Annotated in this window: 1 protein-coding gene; it reads left to right on the top strand. The window is 67.4% G+C overall.

The features are described from left to right. The coding region (locus D7V93_RS44310; protein WP_158623997.1) for a sugar nucleotidyltransferase at nucleotides 1-384 on the top strand (384 nt) is incomplete at both ends.

Here is a 384-nt window from a genome sequence, read left to right as displayed (position 1 = left end):
CGGCTGTATCCGCTGACCCGCGTGGTCAGCAAGCAGCTGCTCCCGGTGCACGACAAGCCGATGATCTACTACCCGCTCAGCACGCTGATGCTGGCGGGCATCCGCGACGTGCTCATCATCTCCACGCCGCAGGACCTGCCGCGCTTCCGGGAGCTGTTGGGGGATGGCTCGCAGTGGGGCATGCGCTTCGAGTACGCCGAGCAGCCCCGGCCCGAGGGCCTTGCCCAGGCGTTCATCATCGGCCGCGACTTCGTGGGCAAGGACCCGGTGTCGCTCATCCTGGGCGACAACATCTTCTACGGCCACGGGCTCAGCAACCTGGTGCGCAACGCCGCGCGCCGCACGTCCTCCGGCGCCACCGTGTTCGGCTATTACGTGAAGGAC

The sequence above is a fragment of the Corallococcus llansteffanensis genome (assembly GCF_003612055.1).
Lineage (GTDB): Bacteria > Myxococcota > Myxococcia > Myxococcales > Myxococcaceae > Corallococcus > Corallococcus llansteffanensis.
Note: the sequence above shows the minus strand (reverse complement) of the source record. Positions and strands in the feature narration are given on the sequence as shown.